The sequence below is a fragment of the Gilliamella sp. W8136 genome, from assembly GCF_016101285.1.
GTDB classification, from domain to species: domain Bacteria; phylum Pseudomonadota; class Gammaproteobacteria; order Enterobacterales; family Orbaceae; genus Gilliamella; species Gilliamella apicola_N.
On the sequence record NZ_JACFQU010000015.1, the window covers coordinates 1 to 21,176 of the forward strand.

The window sequence follows — 21,176 nt, forward strand, 5'->3', positions numbered from 1 at the left end:
TTTAGTCCGTAGACTTTAATCTTTCGTCTCGCAAGTGCCCACACAGATTGTCTGTTTCTTCTTTTTAAAGAGCTGACAGCTTTTTCATTTAACTAAATGTTTTGTTATTTAGTTTGCTGTCTCAAGGGTTGCGTATGTTACTCACTTCACTTGCACTCGTCAACCCCTATTTTAGAAATTTTGCTATTTTTGAATTGATTGATTGCTTTTTATTCAAAACAGTGCGTTATAGCGTTATTTTGAGTTGTTTAACTGCACTTACTGCTTTATTTACCGCTTCGGAATTCGTTTCGGCTTTCGCCAATGCGACTCCCATTCGTCTTACACCTTCTACTTCAGGTTTACCAAATAAACGTATATCTGTATGTGGTTCTTGTAATGCTTTTTCTAAATTAGCAAATGTAACTTGTTTTGAAGAACCATTTACTAAAATCACTGCTGAAGCTGCAGCTCCGTATTGTTCAATATTAGGAATAGGTAATCCCAATATAGCTCTGGCGTGCAATGCAAATTCGGACAAGTTTTGAGATATTAATGTCACCAAACCTGTGTCATGTGGACGAGGGGAAACCTCACTAAACCAAACTTGATCACCTTTTACAAACAATTCTACACCAAATAAACCTCGTCCTCCTAGCGCTTCAGTTATTTTTGTTGCAATTTCTTTTGCTAGATTTAAGGCTTGATTAGACATTTGCTGTGGTTGCCAAGATTCTCGATAATCCCCTTTTTCTTGACGATGACCGATAGGTTCACAGAATGAAATACCATTGATATGTTTGACAGTAAGTAAGGTAATTTCGTAATCAAAATCCACAAAGCCTTCTATTATTACTTTTCCCTCACCAACTCGACCGCCTTCTTGAGCATAGGTCCATGAGGAATCAATATCGACTTCACTTCGTAATAATGATTGACCTTTACCAGAAGAACTCATAATTGGTTTGACAAAACAAGGAAAACCGATCTCTGTTATCGCTTGTTTAAATTCTGTTTTATTTGCAGCGAAACGATAAGGTGAAGTCGGTAACTTTAATTTTTCAGCCGCAAGGCGACGTATGCCTTCACGATTCATTGTTAATTGAGTGGCTTTGGCCGTTGGGATTACAGTAAAACCTTTTTTTTCCATCTCAACTAAGGTATCAGTGGCAATTGCTTCTATTTCAGGAACAATATAATCAGGTTTTTCAGTTTCAATGACGTTTCTTAGTTCATCACCATCTAACATATTGATTATATGATAACGATGTGCAACTTGCATCGCGGGGGCATTAGCATAACGATCAACAGCAATAACTTCGCAACCTAATCGTTGTAATTCAATCACAACTTCTTTAGCTAGTTCTCCAGCGCCACAAAGTAAAACTTTTGTTGCACTAGGTGATAATGGTGTCCCTATTTTTGTCATAATATCCTCTTATAGGTTTAATCATTATACTTTGTTAATTAGCTTAAAATAAAAAATCGGGATAATTATCCCGATTTTTCTTAATTTAAAATTATACTGAATATGGATCTCGTAAAATCATGGTTTCACTACGATCCGGACCTGTTGAAATAATATCAACGGGTGTTTCCGTTAATTCTTCAATTCGTTTGATATAGGCTTTTGCAGCTTGTGGTAGTGCATCATAGTTCTTGATTCCAAATGTTGATTCACTCCAACCAGGCATTGATTCATAAACTGGTTTTACTAAACTCCAATCTTCAGCTGCTGCTGGTGCATTTTTTATTACATCACCATTTGGTAATTGATAGCCTACACAAATTTTAACTTCTTTAAGACCATCGAGTACATCCAGTTTTGTTAAACAAAATCCAGAAACAGAATTAAGTTGTACTGCTTTTCGAACAGCAACCGCATCTAACCATCCAGTACGACGACGACGACCTGTTGTTGCACCGAATTCATTCCCTTGTTTACAAAGGTATTCACCCGTTTCATCGAATAATTCTGTAGGGAAAGGTCCTGCCCCAACTCGTGTGGAGTAGGCTTTAACAATCCCTAATACATAACCAACATAACGAGGACCAAAACCAGAACCAGTTGCTACTCCACCTGCGGTTGTATTAGAAGAGGTCACGTAAGGATAAGTACCATGATCAATATCAAGTAATGTACCTTGTGCTCCTTCGAACATAATTTTTTCGCCTTTTTTTCGTGCATCTTCTAAAAGTGCAGGAATATCGGCAATCATAGACACTAAAGTATCAGCAATTGCTAATGTGTCATCAAGAACTTTCTGATAATCAACTGCATCGGCTTTATAGTAATTAACTAATTGAAAGTTATGGTATTCCATCACTTCTTTTAATTTTTCAGCAAATACCGCTCTATCAAGTAAATCCCCGACACGAAGTCCACGACGCGCAACTTTATCTTCATAAGCAGGTCCAATGCCGCGACCAGTAGTACCAATAGCTTTATTACCACGAGCTTTTTCTCGAGCTTGATCTAATGCAATATGATAAGGCAAAATTAATGGGCACGATTCAGAGATGAGTAGTCTTTCTTTAACGGGGATACCTCTAGTTTCAAGTTCTTTCATCTCTTTCATTAAAGCATCAGGGCAAAGCACTACGCCATTAGCAATAATACTAATAACATTATTATGCAGAATTCCTGATGGAATTAAGTGTAGTACAGTTTTTTCACCATTAATAACTAATGTGTGACCTGCATTATGTCCGCCTTGATAACGAACAACATATTTTGCTTTTTCAGTAAGTAAATCGACAACTTTACCTTTGCCTTCATCACCCCATTGTGTACCTAACACAACAACATTATTACTCATAGACTGTTTACTCATTCTGTTATTTATTTGATTTCAATTTCATATACTGGAAAAACTCACTATCAGGACTAATGACCATCACATCATTGCCTGTAAAGCTTTGTTCATACGCTTTTAAACTACGAATAAAACTAAAAAACACCATATCTTTGCCAAAGGCATCAGCGTATAGTTTTGCCGCATTAGCATCACCTTCACCGCGGATAATACGAGATTGACGCTCTGCTTCTGATAATATTTTGGTTGCTTCAAGTGTAGCTGTTGCTCTTGTTTCCTCAGCTTTTCTAACACCTTCAAAACGTTTATCACGTGCAATAACTTCACGTTCTGCTCGCATTCTTGCATAAATGGAACCAGAAACCTCAGCAGGGAAGTTAATCTGTTTAATTCGCACATCAATGACTTCAACACCAAATGCTCTTAGGCTGGTTTTATTGCTTTCAGGATCTTTTTGAGTGTCAGCAACCAATTTGTCAATTGGTGCTGAGTCAACTGAGTCTTGATGATTGCCATTTAAAGCATCTTTAACTCGAATCATCAAAGAATTTCGTGATTTAGTATCAGCGTTAGAATCATTAATAATGTCTTTATTGCTTAATTTACCGATTTCAGCTCTTAGACGACCATTTAAACGCGCTAAAAGTAAATCTTCAACATTATTACCACCAGCAACTGTTTCATAATATCGGTTAAAATCAACAATTTTCCACTGAACAAAATAATCAACAATCAATTCTTTCTTTTGTACGTTAAAAAATCGTTGTTCTTTGCTGTTATTAGAACTATTAGTTGTTTGAATTTTTGCATCAATAACTTTGATGCTATCCATACCCGGAACTTTAAAATGTAATCCTGGATTAGATAATCCAATAATTTTATTAAATCTTAAAACAACACCACGTGTCCCTTCTTCTATCACATAAGCGCTGGAAAAGAACATACCAATTAAAATTAAAACAACAGGAATCAATAATTTACGCATATTCATCTTTCTCCTTATTATTGTCCCATAGTTCGCATAGTTCTTGCTGTGTTACCAGTAGAACTACTGTTACTTGTTGTGGCACTTTTTTGTGATTCACTTGCTGTTTGAGGTATACTTTTTATCGCTTCAGAAGAACTTGGCATATTAAAATTATAGTCACTATTTTGATTTACAGTTGGTGTAGATACTTTTTCGCTTTTATTTTTTAATAATTGTTCTAATGGTAACACCATTAAATTACCGCTTTTATCACTAACGATGACTTTATTAGTTTTCTCTAATATTTTTTCCATCGTTTCAATATATAAACGCTCTTTAGTTATTTCAGGAGCTGCTTTATATTGCGGTAAAATTTGTTCAAAACGTGCAACATCACCTGCCGCTTCAAGTTCTACTCGAACTTTGTAGGCATTAGCATCAGCTAAAATTCTTGCCGATTTACCTTCAGCTTGCTGAACTAATTGGACTTTATCAGCTTCTGCTTGTTTGATTTCACGCTCACTATCGCCTTGAGCACGAATTGCATCATCATAGGCATCTTGAACCTCATCCGGTGGACGAGCCACTTGGAAGTTTAAATCAACAATATTAATTCCCATATCATAATGGGTTATTACATTAACAAGTTCATCTCTGGTGCTACTTTCAAGAATTGAACGACCATCGGAAATGATAGCATCAATATTAGAGCTACCTACAGCGGTTCGAAGGGCACTATCTGCAGCTTGGCGTAGGCTATCTTCAACATTAGTAACATTGAATAAATATTTTAATGGGTTGCTGATACGATATTGTACATTCATCTCAACAAAGACAAGGTTTTCACCTGTAGTAACAATAAAGCCTTGAACATTGAAATTTCGAGTACCTTGGGTGTCAACAACATAGACTTTATCGATTAAGGTAGGTTTCCAATTTAATCCAGGTTGAACAATTTCAGGTTGAACTTGACCAAAGCGGGTAATCACGCCTCTCTGACTTTGATTAATGGTATAAAACCCACTTAGACCCCAGATAAAAATTATAGCAATAAATGCTATAGCAATAATTTTTGATGGACTCATCGGTAATTTAGTTTTTGATGAACCACCATTGTTATTGCCTAAATTACCTTTTTTTAGAAAATCTTTAATTTTATCCAATATATCATTTGTTGAATTGGAAAGTTTTTTGTTGTTACTTCCCCATGGATCGTTATCTTGTCCGTTATTTCCGGGCTGATTCCACGCCATATTTTATATGCTCCATTTAACGATTAGTTGTTATTTTGCGTATTAATTAAGTATAACAGATCTGGCTCCTGTTTACAGAGACGATTCCATTCAATAGACGGCATTCTCACATCTAGTCGAAAACTACCATCATCATTAATAAATTCACGTTCTACTGCATTTAACTGGTAAAAACGACTTCTGAGTTTTGCCAAATGAGCTGGTAAATTCAACTGGCAAACTTGAATCTGTTTAGCAAGCCTTTCTTTTAATGCTATAAATAATAGATCTAATCCTAAACCATTTTGTGCAGAAATCCAAACACGAATTGGGACTCCTTCTTCATCACGATCAATACTTGGCTGTCTACCTTCAATTAAATCAATTTTATTCATTACTAACAATGTTGGAATATCATGTGCATCAATTTCAAATAGTACTTCTTCTACTGCATGTATATTATCCAACATATTAGGATCCGCCGCATCTATAACATGCAACAATAAAGCGGCTTCTTGCGTTTCTAACAATGTTGCTTTAAAAGCCGCAATCAGATCATGAGGTAAGTGACGAATAAAACCTACGGTATCAGCCAATACCACTTCGCCTACATCATCGACTGTAATCCTTCTTAAGGTAGGATCAAGTGTAGCAAATAACTGATCAGCCGCATAAACATCGGCATTCGTTAGAACATTAAATAGTGTTGATTTACCTGCATTGGTATATCCAACTAAAGATGCCGTAGATAAATCGGCTTTATTTCTTGATTGACGATTTTGATTACGCTGTTTTTCTACTTTAGCCAATCTTGATAAAATTAACTGAATTCTATGACGAATCAAACGTCTATCGGTTTCTAACTGTGTTTCACCAGGTCCTCGTAAACCAATACCACCTTTTTGTCGTTCTAAATGTGTCCATCCGCGGACTAAACGAGTGGATAAATATTGCAATTGTGCTAATTCAACTTGTAATTTACCTTCATGCGTTCTTGCTCGTTGAGCAAAAATGTCTAAAATCAAACCAGTTCGATCCACAACGCGACATTCACATAGTTTTTCTAGATTCCGTTCTTGAGTAGGCGTCAATGTATGATTAACTAAAATAACTGAAGCTTGTAGTTCTTTAACTTTTTCTGCAATTTCTAGGGCTTTACCCTCACCAATAAAATATTTGGCTTGAGGTGTTTTTCTTGATGTTGTCACAATATCGAGAATCTCTATTTGAGCAGAAGTAACCAATACTTCAAACTCTTTTAGATCCTCGATATCGCTTTCTTGAGGAAGGAAAACATGGACTAATAAGGCAGATTCTCCGCCCTTATATCGCTCAAACAATCAGATTCTCCGCTGATTTAATCAGTTTCCATTTTCCTCTTCTGGCTGAGATACTAATCCAGAAATTGATCTTGATGGTACAACTGTTGAGATAGCATGTTTATAAACCATTTGGCTTACAGTATTTTTTAGTAATATAACAAATTGATCGAATGATTCGATTTGACCTTGTAATTTAATACCATTAACCAAATAAATTGATACAGGAATATGCTCGCGACGAAGCAAATTCAAATAAGGATCTTGTAATGACTGCCCTTTTGACATGAGATTATCCTTTAAAATGAAATAATATGAAGATTGAAATTATATTTTCAAAAATAAATATCTACTGTAATTGCAATTATAGAATATTTACGTAAGTAAATACCAAAATAACATAAAAAAGACGGCACTTGAACCGATCAATAGCAATTTATGCACAAATAACTAAAATTTTAATAAATTTACATTAACTAGACAAAAAAATATACGAAACCGCCTCATTAACTTAAAATATTTTAACAAAACTAAATAAACTATCAATAAATAAAAAGACCAAGGAATAAGCAACAAAAATATCTATTTGAAATTAAAAGAGATGATTGAAAATATTTTCCATATTATTTTTATTTAACCACGTTATAGGCTGCTTCCAACCACGAAGCCAGGTAATTTGCCGTTTTGCTAATTGACGAGTCGCGCAAATTCCTTTGAATACCATTTCATCATAACTGGTATCTCCATTTAAGTATTCCCACATTTGGCGATAACCAACACAGCGTATAGAGGGTAAGTTTAAATGTAAATCAGATCGTTGCATAAGCGTCTTGACCTCATTTTCAAAACCTTGATCTAACATCTGTAAAAAACGCTGCTCAATACGCTGATGAAGTTCAGCCCTATCATCTGGCATGATAGCAAATTGCATAACATCATATGGCAAAGCTTCACCACTTTCTTGGGTTAGCTCAGTTAAACTTTTACCTGTAATAAGATAAACTTCCAAAGCACGATTTAGGCGCTGTGGATCATTAGGATGGATACGCTCAGCCGATACTGGATCAACTTTTTGCAATTCTTCATGAATCGCTTGCCACCCCATTTTATTGGCTTTTTCCTCTATTTGTTTACGTATTTCCGTGTTAGCAACAGGAAGCGGTGACAACCCCTCAATTAACGCTTTAAAATATAACATGGTGCCACCGACTAACAATGGAATACGTCCTTTACTTAGAGTCTTTTCGATTTCGACAATCGCATCATGCCGAAAATTAGCTGCCGAATAGCTTTGTGCAGGATCGCAAATATCAATCAATTTATGTGGATATTTCTGTAGCTCTGCTTTTGTTGGTTTTGCTGTTCCAATATCCATGCCACGATAAATGAGCGCTGAATCAACACTTATAATATCAATAGGATAACGCTCATAAAGAGCCATAGCAAATGCCGTTTTACCAGATGCAGTCGGCCCCATTAAAGAAATAATTTTTGGTTTGTTCATGATAAAATCGATTGAGTAAATAATTGTATATTAACTGGATATAAAAATGTTTGTTGCTGTAACAGATTAATATCTATCTGTTCTAACTGAGCTAATAACTGAATCACTTTCGCTACGCTCCAACATACTGCATGGCCGTCATCATATTGATTGGCTAACCAATTAGCTATTTGTGTTGGATCTAATACTACTTGTTCTGATTCTGATAAAAAACTAATTAATGCTGGCAAGATTTGTTGCCAATTCATAGTCCGCAACATTTTTGGCACACTTTGTAAATGTAATTTTGCTTTATCTACATAAAAATCAAAACCTAAAAAATTTAATTGTTTTTGATAACTCGTAAAAACTTGCTGTTCTTTATGATCAATTAATATCGTTAAAGGAATTAATAATTTTTCAGATTCTTGAGATAATAATTTAATTGCCGTTACTTTTTGTTGGGCAACCGGTAATTTCATCAACATTAATTTTTGCTGATTATCTTCATACTTTTCAAGCAATGCCACATCAGATTGAATGACCGTTAATACTCGGCCAAATTGCACTAACGATGAACTGTCAAGTTGTTGTTGTAATGATTGTAATGGCACATTTCGTTTAGGAAATAGTGCCTCAATAACTGCCTGTTGTGATGCGGTTATTGCATCCTTATCTTCTGTCGATTGAAAGGATTGTGGCTGAGTTTTTTCTAATTCAACTTTTGGTTTCGTTTCGACTAACTGACCATAAATTGCATTTTCTTTAATATGATTAATTGGTTTTTTAGGTAACGAGCCAATTGTTGGATAATTTTTCTGCTCAGTTTCGATTTTTTGATTAAAGATGTTTTCACCAGCAGCTTGTCGATTTGGAGCCATTACCATTTTTTCGTTATATGCGAGCTGTTGATTTGATTCAAGTGCCATGACAATTGCTTGATAAACAAAATCATGTACTAATCTCGCTTCATGGAAACGAACTTCGTGTTTTGCTGGATGTACATTAACATCGACTTGCTTAGGATCAATTTGTAAAAATACAACATAACTCTGTTGTTCATGAGTACGGCTATTGTAAGCTTGTCGCAATGCATGATTGAGCAATTTGTCTTTTATGACACGACCATTAACATAAAAGTATTGCAGTTCGCTACTTTCACTACTAGTAACCCAGCCTTGAATCACTAAATCATCGTGTTGCCAATCCAGTTTTACCGCTTTTTGCATAAACGCTCGGCCGCAAACTAATTCCACCCTTTTTTCTAATTTTGATGCTCGATACTGTTTAACCAATTTACCGTTATGTTGCAAATTAAAAGAGACATCAGGACGAGCCAGTGCAATGCGACGTACAAATTCCTCGATATGCATAAATTCGGTTTTTTCTGTTTTTAAAAAACGGCGCCTTGCTGGAGTATTATAAAATAGGTCAAGAACTTCAACTGTTGAGCCAATGGGATGAGCCGCTGGTTTAATAGTTGGCGTCATATCTCGACCTTCCGCATAAACTTGCCATGCTTCAGACTGTTCAGCGGTTCTCGATGTTAATGTTAATCTAGAAACAGAACTAATACTTGCTAATGCCTCGCCACGAAATCCAAGACTAATAATTGCATCTAAATCATCTAACGTACTGATTTTACTGGTTGCATGACGAGCTAAAGCAAGGGCTAATTCATCTTTATTAATTCCACAACCATTATCACGAATACGAATTAATTTACAGCCGCCTTGCTCAAGATCTATATCAATTTGAGTACTGCCCGCATCAAGGCTGTTTTCAACTAATTCTTTAATAACCGATGCGGGGCGCTCTACTACCTCACCTGCTGCAATTTGATTTGCTAATTGGGGAGATAGAATGTGGATTGCCATTAATGTTGTTCTCCAAATTTAGGGTTCTGTTTTACGTAGTTTTTTATACCTTGATAAATGGCTTTAGCAATCTTATCTTGATGGGCATTACTGCTTAACAGACGCTCTTCTTCTTGGTTAGAAATAAAACCAACTTCAATTAAAATCGATGGGATATCAGGTGAACGTAAAACACCTAAACTTGCATGTTCCGGCAGATTTTTATGAAGATTAGTTACACTTTTGATTGATTTTAAAACTTGCGTTGCTAATTCATAACCTACTCGCTGAGAATAAGAAAATTGTAAATCTAACACCGCTTGATTTAAGTGACGATTATTATCGTCAGCGAGAACATCACCAGCCCCGCCTAATAATTGAGATTTTTTTTCATCTTGTTCAAGCCATCGACCAAGCTCAGTATCGGCTCGTTTGGTCGATAAAACCCAAACTGATGCGCCAGTTGCATTACGATTTGGCGCTGCATCAGCATGAATTGAAACTAATAAATTAGCTTTATTTTTTCGAGCAATGTCTGAACGCTGGGGAACCGAGATAAAAGTATCACTGCTCCGGGTTAATACTCCTTTAAAACTAGGATCTTTATTTAACAAATTAGTCAATTTTTTGGCAATTGAAAACGTAACAGTCTTTTCATATAAATTACTTTGACCTATTGCACCAGAATCTTTACCACCATGCCCTGCATCAACGGCGATCACTACTTTAGTTGCATAAGCTGAACTACAAAACACTAATAACATTAAGAAAGTAAGTAATTTTTTCATGATCTTTTACCGTTAATGTTTATTGTTAAAGATTAATAATAGTTCGACCCTTTTCGCTTTTTGCTTGCACACAAGCCGTTCGCTCACAGGCTAAATAAGCCAAATGAATTTCGAGATCAGCACTTGGTAATATACCTTGTGCTTGTTCAGGCCATTCAACTAAACAGATCGAACGCGAAGAAAAATATTCACGAATACCCATAAACTCAAGTTCTTCAGAATCAATTAACCTGTATAAATCAAAATGATAAACAGAGAAATCACTAAACTGATAAGGTTCAACTAAAGTATATGTTGGACTTTTGACATTACCTATATGACCTAATTGTTGTAAAAATCCACGACTAAATGTGGTTTTACCTGCACCAAGGTCACCCATTAAATAAATAACTATCGTATCATCATGTGTGGATAAATAGTTTAAACATTGCTTAGCAAGTTTGCCACCCAATGAAATGGTTGCTTGCTCATCGGCTAAAATAATAGGTTTCATGATGAATTCTTTGCTCAATAAATAGTCCTTATTATATACTAATAACCATTAAAGATGTACCAAGCAAGATTAACTTGCTTTTCTGTCAAAAAGTTTCAGGTTAACTATACGTTTCAGTATAAAAAGTGAGAATTATGTTACATACTATTTCAACCGCTAATCAATCAATCGTAGATACACAATTAATATCGCAACAAGATGCCGTTTTATTTTGGCAAAACGGTGTGATTATTGCGCTACAAGATAATCCATTATTGGATGAAATTATCAAGAAAACTGCACATTGCTACATTATTGATAATGATATTCAAGCACGTGGTTTACAGCCATTTATTGATCCAAGAGTCAAAATTATCAATATGCAGCAAGCAGTTGAATTAACAGCAATCAATTACCCACAAATGAATTGGCAATAATAAGGTTATTTGTAAACCTGCCCAAACTGTCAGTTTTAATTCTTAATCATTGTGTTTTATTATCGATAATTGTGATGTTTTAAATTAATCTCAGCTAATTTGCAAATCTAAATCCCTAGGTTTAATATAATTTTCAATCGTTTTAATTAACATTTAAATCTTAATGACAAATTTATTAACACTATCAGAATGTAATGATCGTTTAAAAAAGGGTGATGTTATTGCTTACCCGACCGAAGCGGTTTTTGGATTGGGTTGTGATCCTAACAGTGAAGCTGCTGTACTAACCCTACTAAAGTTAAAGCAGCGCTCAATTGATAAAGGGCTAATTTTAATTGCAAGTCATTATCAACAATTACTCCCTTATATTGATGATTCATCCCTTAATAAAGAACAAAAGCAGTTAGCATTTACGAGCTGGCCCGGACCAGTCACTTGGATTTTTCCCAAAAATAGAACGACTCCCTATTTTTTAACGGGTAAATTTGATTCTATCGCGGTGCGAGTCACTGATCATCCTTTAGTTTGTCAGCTTTGTGATCTATTTGGTAAACCACTCGTTTCATCAAGTGCTAATCTTTCAGGTCATAATCCCTGTCGAACTGTTTTGGAAGTCAAAAGACAATTTGGGGACGATTTTCCTGTATTAAACGGTGAAACCGGCCATCGCTTACAACCTTCTGAAATTAGAGATATAAGAACGGGTAAAATCATTCGACAAGGATAACATTATGCAAAATTTATATATTGGTGTAATGTCTGGTACCAGTATGGATGGTATTGATATTGCTTTAGTGAATATAACAGAAAAAAAAGTTACATCAATCGCTAGTGATTGTTATCCAATGCCAGCCCATTTAAAACAACTTCTACTGACGTTATGCGAAACCAAACAAACCTCATTGCAAAATTTAGGTGAAATTGATCACATACTTGGGCAGCTTTTTGCTGATAGCATAAATCAATTTTTAAAAGATAATCAGATAAAAAAACACCAAATTACAGCTATAGGATGTCATGGGCAAACCATTTACCATGCACCAAGTGGCGCAAATCCGTTTACCATGCAAATTGGAGATGCCAATATTATTGCAGCCAAAACAGGCATAACCACTATCGCAGATTTTCGCCGTAAAGATATGGCTTATGGTGGTCAAGGCGCACCACTGGTGCCAGCTTTTCATAAAGCTGTATTGCAAGATCCACATATCAATCGTGTGATACTTAATATTGGAGGAATAAGTAATATCACTGTTTTAATACCTCAATATCCTGTAATAGGTTATGACACAGGTCCAGGTAATGTATTACTCGATGGATGGATCAAAGAGCAGTTAGGTAAAAACTATGATCAAGATGGATTATGGGCAAAAACGGGGAACATTAACCAAGATTTATTAGATTATCTTTATAAGGAAAATTATTTTCAAATGCCTGCACCTAAAAGTACGGGTCGAGAACTATTTAATTTACCTTGGTTACACAATAAATTAGCAGGCTTCAATTTAGCTGCGCACGATATCCAAGCAACTTTAGTTGAGTTGACTGCTTTATCTATTTCCAATGAAATAAAGAAATTACCAATAGAAAATAGATTATCTTGTGAGCTGTTAGTGTGTGGAGGTGGCGCAAAAAACCCTCTTCTTATGGCGCGTTTATCTCGATTGCTTCCGTCATGGACAGTATTAACAACAGATACAAAAGGCATAAATGGTGATGATATGGAAGCGATTGCTTTTGCTTGGCTTGCTTATTGTAAAATCAATAATCTTCCATCAAATATTCCAGAAGTAACAGGAGCAAGCCAAGCAGTAAGTTTAGGGGTTATTTATCAATAATTATCGTTAATCTGATGATTTTGACTGCTTATTATAACCAATTAATTCAGATATTTTTGCTGCAGCTTGACTAATTTCACTCACTAGTTTAGCTTCATCTTCCTCAGTACTGCATCTAAAAATTGAGGTTGATAGACTTAAGGCAGCAATAATATTGCCTAAACGATTATAAATGGGTACCGCAAAACAACGTAAACCAAGCTCAGATTCTTCATCATCTTTGCCGTAGCCTAAACGTTTAACTTCATCAAGTTCAGCAAAAAATGCCTCTTTACTTGTAATAGTTTTAGGTGTGTATTGAACAAAATCTATACCATCAACTAAGCTTTTTTTGCTTTCATCATCTAACCAAGCTAATAATACTTTACCTAATCCACTAGCATGAACAGTCGCTTGATTACCTATTTTAGACGTTAAACACAGACTATATTGTTCTGATGCCACTTTATTAATGTAGATAATTTGGTCACCTTCACGAACGGCTAAATGAATCGTTTCTTTTGTTTTATCCCTTAACTTTCTCATCTCTAAATCAGCAATAGCTAAAAAGTTTTGGTGATAAAGCACACGGTTACCTAAATCAAGTAATTTCAAATTAAGAGAATATTTATCTGAATCTTCTTCTTGATTAACATAACCTAATGATTTCATGGTTTGTAAAAATCGATAAGCTGTGCTTTTTGGCATCATTACTTTTTGCGATAATTCTGATATAGCAATGTCTTTAGATTCAGATAAAGCTTCTAAAATTCCGAAAACTTTTAAAACCGAAGCAACCGATTCTGGTGAGCTATCATTCATTATTAGCACATCTCCTTACTAAAAATTAGTCATTATTCTATTATTAAACGATCAACTAGAACAAATAAAAACTATCGAAAGTATATCATAATTAATAATGAGTCGTTACTAGCTATTTTATAAAAAATCTAATCTCTGCGGAGTAAACATATCAAGCAACACACCCGCTTGTTTGCAAACGCAACCATGCTCAATATTAGGCTTTTTATATAACGTATCGCCAGTACGAACAATTTTGGTTTCATCACCAATAGTAAATTCGAATTCACCCGATAAAACATAAGTGAGTTGTTCGTGTGGATGATGATGCATTGCACCAATAGCGCCTGTTTCAAAATGAACTTCAACCGCCATCATATTACCATCATGCGCTAAAACTTTACGTTTAACGCCATTTCCTAAATCAATTAATTCAATATCCGAATTAAAACAAAACATGACATGACTCCTAAATTCATAAAATAAACAAGAGATAATAAAAATATATCTTTATTTTATTATCTCTTAAATTAACTAATTTTTAAGCTTATTTAATTAAGGTTGTTTACCAATATAAGCCAAAATACCACCATCAACATAAAGAATATGACCGTTGACAAAATTTGAAGCTTCAGATGCTAAAAATACGGCTGCACCGGCTAAATCATCAGGAGTACCCCATCGTCCTGCAGGTGTTTTAGCAATAATAAACTGATCAAATGGGTGACGAGAACCATCTGCTTGTTTTTCACGTAATGGTGCAGTTTGAGGAGTGGCAATATAACCCGGACCAATACCATTACATTGAATATTGGCATGACCAAATTCAGAACAGATGTTTTTAGTTAACATTTTTAAACCACCTTTAGCGGAGGCATAACCAACAACCGTTTCACGGCCAAGCTCACTCATCATTGAACAGATGTTAATAATTTTACCACTGCCTTTTTTGATCATTGAAGGAAGAACCGCTTTTGCCATAATAAATTGACCGGTAAGGTCGATATCAATAATTTTTCGATAATCAGCAGCACTTGTTTCAAGCATTGATTTGCGTTGAATAATGCCAGCATTATTCACTAAAATATCAATCACACCATGTTCTTTTTCAATTTGAGCAATGGATTTTTCAACAACCGATTCATCTGTAATATCAAATAGATAGCCATGTGCATCAATACCAGCCTCTTTATAAGCATCAAGGCCTTTTTGTAAATTTTCAGGTACCACATCATTAAATACGATTTTCGCTCCAGCACTCGCTAATGATTTTGCTATCTCAAAACCGATGCCATATGAAGCGCCGGTTACCAGCGCTATTTTGTTATTGAGTGAAAATTTATTTAAAATCGACATAATTATATTCTCCGTTATCGTTATGATAGACAAAAAGGGTCTATCACATTTCTTCTAATATGTTAGCAGGCACTTTGGTTAAATAAAGTGCAGGTTCATCTTGTGCATCACATGAGTATAAAACGTATTTATTATCAGGTGAAAATGATGGATGAGGATGAGTCACTTGACGATCGCCATCTAAAACTCGCCATGTACTATTATGTTTAACCAATTTATGTGCTGTTTTTGTTTTAGGTGCTAAAATATAAAGCCATGGATCATTTTCAATTTTGTAACCACTGGTATCAATTACGTCAACTGGGCTGCCAGTTCCATCTCCAATATACAGCGTACCATCAAAATTACTCATTAAGTGTGAACAAGCTGGCATCTCCATAATTTCTTTATCTTCATTCGTCACAGGATTATAAAGACGAATATATCGTTCTTGTTGTCCTTTCATATAAGACACATAAGCAAGTCCTGATCCATCTGGAACCCAAAATTCATGAGTACAACTCTCACCAGGTAAATTATCATGGGCTTTTCGTTCATTTTTACCATCACGATCGACCAACCAAATTCTTGCATCAACTAAATCATGAGGCCCTTCATGGCAAAATGCGATAGTATTATCATCAAAAGGTCTAAAAATTGGATGTCCTAACCATACATTTTGATCAATTACTGTTTTAGCTACACCCGTTTCAATATCAATCTTGATTAAACGGCAGTGTGGATTTTTATCATAAAATGCTTTAAATATTGTCCAGTCGGTAAGTGGTGTCCAATCTTTTTTATCAATTTCAATACCGACAATTTCATTACAATCACTATTGGCAACCCATGTACCATAACCTACCCATTCATCGGGTACAGTATAAACATTTTTTTCTTCTAAAGTTTCAAGATTAACTTGTTGTAAATTGCGTTCGTTTTTTACATAGTATAAAAATTTATCATCTGGCGATAAAAAACCACCAAAGGTATTATCACCAGGCCCTTCGGTTAGTTGTTTTGCTGTTTGGTTTTCAATATCAAGTAAATAATAGTTACGATTAGTATCAAACTCACCAGCAAAAAGTAGCTTTTGGCCATCATTAGTAAAGCACTTTTGATAGAAATAATTGCGATGGCATAAAATACCTTCTGGTGTTAACCGAATAATTTCATTTTTTGAATCTTCATCAGTAAATGATGAATATGATAGCTTTACGATATTCCCCTTAGCCATATAAACTCCCTGAATAGAAATACACAAATGTTTAAAAGATATTCATTTATAAATATAGTAATATAAAAAGATTGATGATTTTGTGACTTTCATCACATTGCAATAAATTTATTAAAACATCGTTTTATTTTACTTAAAAAAATTGATATATTTTTTTTCAAGTTTATAATGAAAGTAAAATGTACTAATAACCAATTACAACACTTTGTTATGTAATAAGTTATTATCTCAATCAAAATAGAGGGAAATTATGAAAATAGCACTAATGAACGAATTTAGCCAAGCAGCTAAAAATCCAATTATTTTAAATGAATTAAAAAACGCAACTGAGAAACATGGACATACGGTTTTTAATGTTGGTATGGATGGCGACAACGATAAAAAATTAACTTATGTTCATTTAGGTATTATTAGCGCTATTTTATTAAACAGCAAAGCTGTTGATTTTGTTATCACAGGCTGTGGAACGGGACAAGGCGCATTAATGGCATTAAATGCATTTCCAGGTGTTAACTGTGGTTATTGTATTGAGCCTACTGATGCTTACTTATTTGCACAAGTGAATAATGGTAATGCTTTATCGCTTGCTTTTGCTAAAGGCTTTGGTTGGGGCGCAGAACTGAATGCTCGTTATATTTTTGAAAAAGCATTCGATGGCGAAAAAGGGTTAGGTTATCCGCCTGAGCGTCGCGAATCTCAAAATGCTAATGCCGTAATTTTAAATGATATGAAAAATGCAGCTGGAAAAAGTTTAATTGAAGCCTTGAAATCGATTGATCAATCATTACTTAAAGATGCGATCAGAGGCGAACGTTTCCAAAAATGTTTATTTGAAAACAGTCAAGATCCTGAGATTACAGATTTTATCAAAAGTTTACTAGCTTAATTTAGAATTAATTACTTATTGCATCCTAAAAATTTGTGTCATTTCAACTTAATTGATGAAATGGCACATTTCTCATTACTTCTTATAATCTCTTTATTTAATAGATTCAAATAGAGTGATATTAAATATCACTATTAAATTTAATTAATTTTTTAGCAACAAATCTTAAATACAATTAATTATCATGTAATAAAAATTGAGCAATTAGATTGGAAAAGGAAAATTTGAAGATAAAAAAAGCGCTAAGCCTGATTATTAGACTTAGCGCACTATCTTTTAATTATATCGTTTGATTATTTTGCTTTATTTTTTTCGATTAAGGTTTTTAACTCTTTTGGTAATACAATATTACCCTTTTCATCTCGAGTTATTTTAAATTCAACATCACGTTGCCATAATTCATCACTGGCCACTGATTTAAAATGTTTACTTTTGATCTGTGGTCCAAATGAATCTTTGATTGCTGATTCCCAGCTATCACGAATAGAATAGTTATTTTCAAACGTCACCTTTGGTTTTAAAAACGCATAAGGATTAGCTCGTAAAATATAATTATATCTTGCACTATTAATCGAAATATTATTGTTCATTATATAAGAACCAGTATTAAAGTTATCTGTAAATCCATCCATATTATTGTTTAATGAAATAGAATTGATAATTTTATGATTTACTGGTTGTCCTTCAGCACCTAATTTAAAGCCATTACCAATACTTCCTTTAGCAATGTTTGGTTTAGAGAAAGGAAAACCATTTGAATAAGTGACTGAACTGTCAATTAATACTGGTTCATTTGGACCATCTTCAATTTTATTATAAAGATCAAACCCATCATCGGTATTATTATGTGCAATACATCCTCTAAAGACATTCCCTTTACCAACACCTAATTTAGCAGCAAAGCCATCCGCATTTTTACCTGATTTATCCATATTATTATAAGAATCAGAGTTAAGAATTAAGTTATAAGATGGCCAATAAATTCTATTTTCGTTTTTATTTTTGGCTGATATTGCAAGCCCTGTATCACTATTATTACGGGTAATAACTTGATCAATGACATTATGACTACCCGAAATTCTTAAATAGGCTGGCTTATTATCTTTATCATCAATATTTCCATCAAAGATAACGTGTTTAATAGACCAATAGTTGCTGTCTAACTTAAATGTGTTATTGATAAAAATGGCTTTATGTTTATTAATTGCTTGTATCGTTTTTAATTTATCTGGCAATCCGCTTAATTGAGCTGGAAGAGTGATACCGTCGTAATAGCCATCCATCAAATGAATAACACCACCTGGAACAACACTATTAACGGCGGTTTTAAAATCCACTGGTGATTGCTCGGTACCTTTATTATCTTTTTTACCTTCTGGTGAAACAATGATGTTAGATAAATCTTCAATTGATGATTGATTTAAATCTACTATAAAAGTTTGTGTATTAGTTTTTCTTTTATCTTTAAACTCTACAGTAAAGACATTGCTACCCTCTTTTAGCTGAGTTGGGAACTGTAATAATTTACCCGTTTGCGCCTTTAATTTTTTATTAATTTCTTTAACGGTTACAGTACCTGAAGTATTTGGGAAAAACTGTAATGTATAATTTTTACTAAATACATTTTGTGGTGATGATAAGGTTAAAGTTGGCTTAATATCCACAATAACTTCTGGTTTAACCGGCAATTTATCATAGTTAACTTTTTCATCATTAAGCGTTAATTTAGAATTTTTAAATTCAACTTTTGCATTTCTAGACGCAAAAAAACCAACATAAATATTTTTATTATCTTGTTGATTTAAAAATCCTGAATAATCATTGGTTGCCCACTGTTTCTCTTCACCTGTCGCATTATTTTTCATCGATAAGATAAATTGATTGTCTGTTCTTGTCATTGTTAAATGCATACTTTTCACATTAACATAGTTAACATTTTCAACATAACCAACTTTCTCAATTGATATGCCTTCATTACCCCATGCTTTTTTTACGCCATCACGTACTAAGCCAGTTACTTTTACTAAATTATCATTTTTTTGATTTTGAGTAATTAATGCATTCATAATTACATTTGAAGCATTAGGAAACTCTTCGTAACCCGCTGGTTGCGGTTCACTTCTAGCAACGCCAATGGTATCACGAGCAAATAAACCAACCGCTTCTTGAGCAGCAGGAGTTTTACCATCCACTTCAGGTCCGATTTGCTCTAAGGTAACATCACTTTCTAATATAAAAGTTTGGTTAGCCGGTAATTGGGTATAAAACACCACCATTCCATCATGCGAGTTAGCAATTTTACCTCCACGACTTTCTAAATAAAAATCAGCAGGTAACTGATAAGATTGATTTGGAACTAAATAATCGTTTTGACCAGCTATCCAAGCATTATTGGTTCCCACTTTTTCTGGTTTTATAAGCGATGCAAAGTTTAAGTCTGTCGATTGACCAAAGGCTATCGTTTTCCATTCTTGTGCAGAAGCAACATTAGCATAAAGCGTAGATAGACAAAGTATTGAAGTTAATATTTTTTTCATTATGGGTCCTAACATTTTTTATTACAAATTTTAAAGCTTTCCATTACCGACTAATTGATTGTAGTTATTGCTAAACTGTTTGATATCATCCAAGTTATATTGATAAGGCACAGACCAATTCAAATTATCATCAAAATCACAAGAAGATAATTTCAATTTAGATTCGTTAAATAAAGATTTTCTATCTAGTAGATTATTACCTTTAAATTGTTTAGCTACTTTGCAGTGATCTTTCAAACCATCAATCATAAATTGGTTATTTTCAGAAATAACACTACCTCTATAGCCTAGACCAATTGAATATTGGTAAGGATAGATCGTTTTTGATTTATTAACTGACCCTTTAAAAAGGTTGTTATACATGTGGATTTTGCCAAACCTAACTCGTGGAGCTCGCTGAGTAATATCAGAAAAAACATTATGATGAAGTGTGATATTTAATTTATTTTCATCTTGTTGAGCATTTTTATCACTGTGCCCAATTAACATGGTTTTATCATGATTTTCAAATAAACAATAAGAAATAGTAATCAAATCGCTACCACTCTTAATATCTAATAAACCATCATGTTGTACATATTTCCAGCCATCTTTTTCTTGATACATATCATCAGTAAATTTACCGTCAGTAAAAGTGACATGATCAACCCAAACATAATTTGAAGAAATAATATTAATACCGTCCCATTCAGCATTCCAACCATCACCCTCTTCAAATTTTGGTTCAACATCAATTGGTGCTTCAATTTTTAAATTACGAATAATAATATTCTCTACATTAGATAAAATAATTGAGCCATTGATAAAACCCGCATCGTCACCCACACCAATTAACGTCGTATTACTAGGAATTTTGATCAGGGAACGTGATTTTTGATCTTCAAAATTTTTATAAGGTTTATTTTCACTAACATCAATCACTCCTGAAATTTGAATAATCCGCGGTTGATTTTTGTTGATCTTAATAGCATCAAGAAGATCTTTCTTATTATTCACTAGGAAGATCATCTCTTTTTTCGCTTTAGAACCACCTGTTGTTCCACGCTTTGTTGCGGAATTGAATCCACCAAAGCCATTGTCAGGTGCAACATCAAGTGCCTGTTTAACTTTTATGGGTGCGGGTGATAATGCGTAACTGTTAAAGCTATATGAGTTAATTGCTAATGGAATTAACACAGCGATAAGTCGTTTTTTCATTTTAATTGATACCTTAA

Annotated in this window: 19 protein-coding genes and 1 pseudogene; 4 read left to right on the plus strand and 16 right to left on the minus strand. The window is 34.1% G+C overall.

Annotated features, from left to right (window positions below):
* Positions 1-226: 226 nt before the first annotated feature.
* The 10 genes and pseudogenes from purT to tsaE form a co-directional block, all read right to left on the minus strand.
* Complete coding sequence (purT, locus tag H3T96_RS10695) at positions 227-1,408, minus strand: formate-dependent phosphoribosylglycinamide formyltransferase (protein ID WP_144092576.1); 1,182 nt, start codon at positions 1,406-1,408, stop codon at positions 227-229.
* 91 nt (positions 1,409-1,499) lie between these two features.
* Positions 1,500-2,798 carry an adenylosuccinate synthase gene (locus H3T96_RS10700; protein ID WP_065602006.1) on the minus strand — a complete coding sequence of 433 codons (1,299 nt, stop codon included), beginning with the start codon at positions 2,796-2,798 and terminating at the stop codon, positions 1,500-1,502.
* A 19-nt stretch (positions 2,799-2,817) separates the two neighbouring features.
* Positions 2,818-3,780: a protease modulator HflC gene (gene hflC, locus H3T96_RS10705; RefSeq protein WP_144092665.1), complete on the minus strand. Its 963-nt coding sequence runs from the start codon at positions 3,778-3,780 to the stop codon at positions 2,818-2,820.
* Positions 3,781-3,797: 17 nt separating this feature from the next.
* On the minus strand, positions 3,798-5,015 hold the full coding sequence (gene hflK / locus H3T96_RS10710; protein WP_144092578.1) for an FtsH protease activity modulator HflK: 1,218 nt from the start codon (positions 5,013-5,015) through the stop codon (positions 3,798-3,800).
* A 23-nt stretch (positions 5,016-5,038) separates the two neighbouring features.
* Positions 5,039-6,334: a ribosome rescue GTPase HflX gene (hflX, locus tag H3T96_RS10715; protein ID WP_144092580.1), complete on the minus strand. Its 1,296-nt coding sequence runs from the start codon at positions 6,332-6,334 to the stop codon at positions 5,039-5,041.
* 21 nt (positions 6,335-6,355) lie between these two features.
* Complete coding sequence (hfq, locus tag H3T96_RS10720; protein WP_065738153.1) at positions 6,356-6,601, minus strand: RNA chaperone Hfq; 246 nt, start codon at positions 6,599-6,601, stop codon at positions 6,356-6,358.
* A 304-nt stretch (positions 6,602-6,905) separates the two neighbouring features.
* A complete protein-coding gene (gene miaA / locus H3T96_RS10725; RefSeq protein ID WP_086326193.1) occupies positions 6,906-7,817 on the minus strand; it encodes a tRNA (adenosine(37)-N6)-dimethylallyltransferase MiaA in 912 nt (303 codons plus the stop codon).
* The gene (gene mutL / locus H3T96_RS10730) at positions 7,814-9,673 is read right to left on the minus strand and encodes a DNA mismatch repair endonuclease MutL (RefSeq protein WP_144092582.1); all 1,860 of its coding nucleotides are present in this window, start codon (positions 9,671-9,673) and stop codon (positions 7,814-7,816) included. The genes miaA and mutL overlap by 4 nt, the downstream gene beginning before the upstream one ends.
* Positions 9,674-9,693: 20 nt before the next feature.
* A pseudogene (locus H3T96_RS10735) lies at positions 9,694-10,398 on the minus strand (N-acetylmuramoyl-L-alanine amidase); the annotation flags it as partial.
* Between the two features lie 67 nt (positions 10,399-10,465).
* Positions 10,466-10,933, minus strand: a complete 468-nt coding sequence (tsaE, locus tag H3T96_RS10740) for a tRNA (adenosine(37)-N6)-threonylcarbamoyltransferase complex ATPase subunit type 1 TsaE (RefSeq protein WP_065738149.1) — start codon at positions 10,931-10,933, stop codon at positions 10,466-10,468.
* Positions 10,934-11,067: 134 nt separating this feature from the next.
* On the opposite strand from tsaE, the gene tusB reads away from it, so the two are divergent.
* The 3 genes from tusB to H3T96_RS10755 all read left to right on the plus strand — a co-directional run bounded on the left by tusB (position 11,068) and on the right by H3T96_RS10755 (position 13,187).
* Complete coding sequence (gene tusB / locus H3T96_RS10745; protein ID WP_086271722.1) at positions 11,068-11,349, plus strand: sulfurtransferase complex subunit TusB; 282 nt, start codon at positions 11,068-11,070, stop codon at positions 11,347-11,349.
* A 163-nt stretch (positions 11,350-11,512) separates the two neighbouring features.
* Positions 11,513-12,076 (plus strand): L-threonylcarbamoyladenylate synthase type 1 TsaC, encoded by a 564-nt coding sequence (gene tsaC, locus H3T96_RS10750; RefSeq protein WP_144092584.1) that lies wholly within the window; start codon positions 11,513-11,515, stop codon positions 12,074-12,076.
* A gap of 4 nt (positions 12,077-12,080) precedes the next feature.
* Positions 12,081-13,187, plus strand: a complete 1,107-nt coding sequence (locus H3T96_RS10755; protein WP_144092586.1) for an anhydro-N-acetylmuramic acid kinase — start codon at positions 12,081-12,083, stop codon at positions 13,185-13,187.
* A gap of 6 nt (positions 13,188-13,193) precedes the next feature.
* Here the strand turns inward: H3T96_RS10755 and kdgR are convergent, their stop codons facing one another.
* The 4 genes from kdgR to H3T96_RS10775 all read right to left on the minus strand — a co-directional run bounded on the left by kdgR (position 13,194) and on the right by H3T96_RS10775 (position 16,539).
* Positions 13,194-13,988, minus strand: a complete 795-nt coding sequence (gene kdgR, locus H3T96_RS10760; protein ID WP_086271719.1) for a DNA-binding transcriptional regulator KdgR — start codon at positions 13,986-13,988, stop codon at positions 13,194-13,196.
* 117 nt (positions 13,989-14,105) lie between these two features.
* Positions 14,106-14,426, minus strand: a complete 321-nt coding sequence (locus tag H3T96_RS10765; RefSeq protein WP_065601995.1) for a cupin domain-containing protein — start codon at positions 14,424-14,426, stop codon at positions 14,106-14,108.
* Between the two features lie 96 nt (positions 14,427-14,522).
* Positions 14,523-15,317 (minus strand): gluconate 5-dehydrogenase, encoded by a 795-nt coding sequence (locus tag H3T96_RS10770; RefSeq protein ID WP_144092667.1) that lies wholly within the window; start codon positions 15,315-15,317, stop codon positions 14,523-14,525.
* 49 nt (positions 15,318-15,366) lie between these two features.
* Positions 15,367-16,539: an oligogalacturonate lyase family protein gene (locus H3T96_RS10775; RefSeq protein ID WP_086326199.1), complete on the minus strand. Its 1,173-nt coding sequence runs from the start codon at positions 16,537-16,539 to the stop codon at positions 15,367-15,369.
* 250 nt (positions 16,540-16,789) lie between these two features.
* Between H3T96_RS10775 and H3T96_RS10780 the strand changes: the two genes are divergently transcribed.
* Positions 16,790-17,425, plus strand: a complete 636-nt coding sequence (locus H3T96_RS10780; protein ID WP_065738144.1) for an RpiB/LacA/LacB family sugar-phosphate isomerase — start codon at positions 16,790-16,792, stop codon at positions 17,423-17,425.
* Between the two features lie 293 nt (positions 17,426-17,718).
* Here H3T96_RS10780 and H3T96_RS10785 read toward each other — a convergent pair whose 3' ends face one another.
* Both H3T96_RS10785 and H3T96_RS10790 read right to left on the minus strand, forming a co-directional pair.
* The gene (locus H3T96_RS10785; RefSeq protein WP_144092588.1) at positions 17,719-19,962 is read right to left on the minus strand and encodes an exopolygalacturonate lyase; all 2,244 of its coding nucleotides are present in this window, start codon (positions 19,960-19,962) and stop codon (positions 17,719-17,721) included.
* A gap of 30 nt (positions 19,963-19,992) precedes the next feature.
* Positions 19,993-21,159 (minus strand): polysaccharide lyase family 1 protein, encoded by a 1,167-nt coding sequence (locus H3T96_RS10790; protein WP_144092590.1) that lies wholly within the window; start codon positions 21,157-21,159, stop codon positions 19,993-19,995.
* Between the last annotated feature and the right edge of the window lie 17 nt (positions 21,160-21,176).

What these genes read in the sequence shown, in the direction of transcription:
- purT (WP_144092576.1), bottom strand. Translation starts at nt 1,408, where the DNA reads ATGACAAAAATAGGGACACCATTATCACCTAGTGCAACAAAAGTTTTA.
- H3T96_RS10700 (WP_065602006.1), bottom strand. Translation starts at nt 2,798, where the DNA reads ATGAGTAATAATGTTGTTGTGTTAGGTACACAATGGGGTGATGAAGGC.
- hflC (WP_144092665.1), bottom strand. Translation starts at nt 3,780, where the DNA reads ATGCGTAAATTATTGATTCCTGTTGTTTTAATTTTAATTGGTATGTTC.
- hflK (WP_144092578.1), bottom strand. Translation starts at nt 5,015, where the DNA reads ATGGCGTGGAATCAGCCCGGAAATAACGGACAAGATAACGATCCATGG.
- hfq (WP_065738153.1), bottom strand. Translation starts at nt 6,601, where the DNA reads ATGTCAAAAGGGCAGTCATTACAAGATCCTTATTTGAATTTGCTTCGT.
- miaA (WP_086326193.1), bottom strand. Translation starts at nt 7,817, where the DNA reads ATGAACAAACCAAAAATTATTTCTTTAATGGGGCCGACTGCATCTGGT.
- mutL (WP_144092582.1), bottom strand. Translation starts at nt 9,673, where the DNA reads ATGGCAATCCACATTCTATCTCCCCAATTAGCAAATCAAATTGCAGCA.
- tsaE (WP_065738149.1), bottom strand. Translation starts at nt 10,933, where the DNA reads ATGAAACCTATTATTTTAGCCGATGAGCAAGCAACCATTTCATTGGGT.
- tusB (WP_086271722.1), top strand. Translation starts at nt 11,068, where the DNA reads ATGTTACATACTATTTCAACCGCTAATCAATCAATCGTAGATACACAA.
- tsaC (WP_144092584.1), top strand. Translation starts at nt 11,513, where the DNA reads ATGACAAATTTATTAACACTATCAGAATGTAATGATCGTTTAAAAAAG.
- H3T96_RS10755 (WP_144092586.1), top strand. Translation starts at nt 12,081, where the DNA reads ATGCAAAATTTATATATTGGTGTAATGTCTGGTACCAGTATGGATGGT.
- kdgR (WP_086271719.1), bottom strand. Translation starts at nt 13,988, where the DNA reads ATGAATGATAGCTCACCAGAATCGGTTGCTTCGGTTTTAAAAGTTTTC.
- H3T96_RS10765 (WP_065601995.1), bottom strand. Translation starts at nt 14,426, where the DNA reads ATGTTTTGTTTTAATTCGGATATTGAATTAATTGATTTAGGAAATGGC.
- H3T96_RS10775 (WP_086326199.1), bottom strand. Translation starts at nt 16,539, where the DNA reads ATGGCTAAGGGGAATATCGTAAAGCTATCATATTCATCATTTACTGAT.
- H3T96_RS10780 (WP_065738144.1), top strand. Translation starts at nt 16,790, where the DNA reads ATGAAAATAGCACTAATGAACGAATTTAGCCAAGCAGCTAAAAATCCA.
- H3T96_RS10785 (WP_144092588.1), bottom strand. Translation starts at nt 19,962, where the DNA reads ATGAAAAAAATATTAACTTCAATACTTTGTCTATCTACGCTTTATGCT.
- H3T96_RS10790 (WP_144092590.1), bottom strand. Translation starts at nt 21,159, where the DNA reads ATGAAAAAACGACTTATCGCTGTGTTAATTCCATTAGCAATTAACTCA.